The sequence below is a fragment of the Klebsiella sp. 10982 genome (genome assembly GCF_048589245.1).
Lineage (GTDB): Bacteria > Pseudomonadota > Gammaproteobacteria > Enterobacterales > Enterobacteriaceae > Klebsiella > Klebsiella quasivariicola.
Map to the genome: position 1 here is coordinate 1 of NZ_JBMAXV010000102.1, position 2455 is coordinate 2455.

Genomic DNA, 2455 nt, shown 5'->3' on the forward strand with positions numbered 1-2455 from the left:
CGTAAGCGTGCAGCAAGAACCGTATTGACGGGGATGTGTTATTCAGTCGGCAGTGCTACGCGCCAGGGGAGCAGTTCGCCGACCCGGTTTATCGGCCAGTCGGCTATGACGTCAAGGACATAGCGGAGGTAGCTTTCTGGCTCCACTCCGTTCAGTTTGCACGTCCCGATCAGGCTGTACAGCAGCGCTCCCCGCTCTCCTCCATGATCCGAACCGAAGAACAGGTAGTTTTTGCGGCCCAGACTGACCATCCGCAGCGCATTTTCAGCGATGTTATTGTCCGCCTCAGCCCAGCCATCATCTGCATAGTACGTCAGCGCCGGCCACTGGTTCAGGGCGTATGCGAACGCTTTCGCCAGTTCTGAGTGTCGCGACAGGGTTTTCATCTTTTCACGCAGCCAGCTTTCCAGGGATTTCAGCAGCGGTTTCGTTTTCAACTGACGTTCGGCAAGGCGCTGCTCCGCCGTCATTCCCCTTATCTCTGCCTCGATGGCGTACAGTTCGCCGATCCGTTTCAGCGCTTCCTCCGTCAGGGCTGACGGGGTGCGAACGTGCACATCGTGGATTTTACGGCGGGCGTGAGCCCAACAGGCGGCTTCCGTTATCCGACCATCCCGGTACAGCTCGTTGAACCCAGCGTATGCATCCGCCTGCAGTACACCACTGAACCCCGCAAGATGGGTCTGCGGATGGATGCCTTTTCTGTCCGGGCTGTAAGCGAACCACACCGCCGGCGCCAGCGTTGACCCGGCGTTACGGTCGTCACGAACGTAGGTCCATAACCGCCCGGTCTTCGTTTTCTTATTGCCTGGCAACAGCACCGGGACAGGCGTGTCATCAGCATGGAGCTTACCGTCAGTCAGCGCATAGTCCTGAAGCGCTTCTTCCAGCGGTGACAGTAGCCGGCAGCATGCATCCACCCAGCCCGACAGCAGTGAACGACTCAGCTCCACGCCCTGGCGGCCGTATATTTCAGACTGGCGGTACAGCGGGGTGTGCTCTGCATACTTTGAGATCAGCACGCGGGCCAGCAGCCCCGGTCCTGCGATACCCCGCTCGATGGGCCGTGAAGGCGCGGGGGCCTGCACGATGGCATCGCACTGAGTACAGGCATGCTTTTCACGTACAGTCCGGATAACCCGGAAGGCGTTGCGCATCAGCTCCAGCTGTTCGGCGGCATCCTCACCCAGATAGCTCAGCGAGCCTCCACATTCCGGGCAGCATGACGCTGCCGGCAGTAGTCGTTTTTCATCGCGGGGGAGTGATTCGGGGAACGGTTTGCGGGTGCGGGTTTGACGCAGCGGGCGCTGCACGGCCGGGTCGTCAACCCGACCGGTAAGGGTATCACTTTCTTTCTGAAGTGCCTTCAGGTCAGCTTCCATCTGTGCGATACGACGGGAGACTTTTTCGGAGCGGCTGCCGAAGTTCATCCGGCGCAGCTTATCCAGCTGTGCCTGCAGATGGTCTATTTCGCGTTCACGCTCGTTCAGCTTTTCCAGCAGGGCACGGTTCAGCGCCTCCTGTTCGGCAAGGAGACGTTTCAGTGCATTGATATCGTCAGGAAGTGAGCTGCTCATACCGGGTATATTACCAGGCTCATTCAGCGTCGACCAGGATAAAGAGGCTTACAACATAGTCAGGGACGTAAGCAGTCTTTTAGGCTGCCGCCAGTCGATACCTTCAAGGAGCATCGCCAGCTGTGCCGGTGTGAGGAACACTTTGCCATCCCGGGCTGACGGCCAGGCGAAGCGGCCGCGCTCCAGCCGTTTGGTCAGCAGACACAGTCCATCGCCGGTAGACCAGAGGAGCTTTATCTGACTGCCATTACGCCCACGGAAGATAAAAACGTGACCTGACATCGGATCGTCTTTCAGCGTCGTCTGCACCTTTGCCGCCAGGCCGTTGAAGCCGTTTCTCATATCGGTGATGCCAGCGACCAGCCAGATCTTTGTCCCTGATGGTAATGGGTTCAACGTTTGAGCTCCCGTATCAGCAGGTTCAGGATATTTTCGCTGATGGCACCATTCAGACGGAGTGATCCGTGCCGGAACGTTACTTCACAGCTGATATTGAGTGATTCAGGTGCCGCAGCAGCTACAGGTTGTGACCGGGGGGAGGTTGTAGGGACAACATCTTCGGCATCAAGTGTTATCGGGAGCAGCTCAGGCACGTTGTTTTCTGTTGTTGAAGGAGGACGTAGTTTTCCTTCGCGCCAGTACTGGCGCCACTTGAACAGCAAATTATCGTTGATCCCATGCTCACGAGCGAGTTGCGCTACGGAGATCTCTGGTCGATGCGAGAGTTCAACCATTTTGATTTTGAACTCAACGGGATAATTAGGGCTTTTTTTACGCACTGCGGTTAATGATTTCATGGATAGCGTCCACCATATTTGGTGTCCACTATCCTCTCAGGAATATCAGGATCTGCCAGACGGTGCTGAGACGACGCTTAC

The 2455-nt window shown here is 57.0% G+C and carries 3 protein-coding genes; all 3 read right to left on the reverse strand.

Annotated elements, in window-relative coordinates:
* Positions 1–38 precede the first annotated feature (38 nt).
* From ACKLKD_RS27695 to tnpA, 3 genes are read right to left on the reverse strand one after another with little or no spacing between them, the layout of a single operon-like run.
* Complete coding sequence (locus ACKLKD_RS27695) at positions 39–1577, reverse strand: IS66-like element ISEc22 family transposase (RefSeq protein ID WP_087804737.1); 1539 nt, start codon at positions 1575–1577, stop codon at positions 39–41.
* 48 nt (positions 1578–1625) lie between these two features.
* Positions 1626–1973 (reverse strand): IS66 family insertion sequence element accessory protein TnpB, encoded by a 348-nt coding sequence (gene tnpB / locus ACKLKD_RS27700; protein WP_087804739.1) that lies wholly within the window; start codon positions 1971–1973, stop codon positions 1626–1628.
* On the reverse strand, positions 1970–2374 hold the full coding sequence (gene tnpA / locus ACKLKD_RS27705) for an IS66-like element accessory protein TnpA (RefSeq protein WP_004196883.1): 405 nt from the start codon (positions 2372–2374) through the stop codon (positions 1970–1972). Before tnpA ends, tnpB begins: the two co-directional genes overlap by 4 nt.
* Positions 2375–2455: the final 81 nt, after the last annotated feature.

Excerpts from the sequence above, each read along its gene's own strand:
- ACKLKD_RS27695 (WP_087804737.1), bottom strand. The coding sequence starts at position 1,577 with ATGAGCAGCTCACTTCCTGACGATATCAATGCACTGAAACGTCTCCTT.
- tnpA (WP_004196883.1), bottom strand. The coding sequence starts at position 2,374 with ATGAAATCATTAACCGCAGTGCGTAAAAAAAGCCCTAATTATCCCGTT.